1 pseudogene is annotated in these 277 nt (G+C 57.0%); it reads left to right on the forward strand.

From position 1 onward, the window contains the following. Positions 1 to 277, forward strand: a pseudogene (locus SB719_RS19795) (amino acid ABC transporter substrate-binding protein); the annotation flags it as partial.

A 277-nucleotide genomic window follows, 5' to 3' on the forward strand; every position in this document is an offset into this window, starting at 1 on the left:
ATCGTGGTTGGCCAGACCCTGCTGATCCGCAAGGAACTGGCTGGCGAGATCAAGTCGTACAAAGACCTGAACAACGAGAAGTACCGCCTCACTTCCAAGTTGGGCACCACAGGTGAAATGGTCGCCAGGAAGCTGATCAGCAAAGCCAAGTACCACGGCTACGACAACGAACAGGAAGCGGTCATGGACGTGGTCAACGGCAAGGCTGACGCCTTTGTCTATGACGCGCCGTACAACGTGGTGGCGGTAGATAAAGCCGGCGCCGGCAAGCTGCTGT

This window comes from Pantoea sp. SIMBA_079 (genome assembly GCF_046940275.1).
GTDB lineage: Bacteria > Pseudomonadota > Gammaproteobacteria > Enterobacterales > Enterobacteriaceae > Pantoea > Pantoea borealis.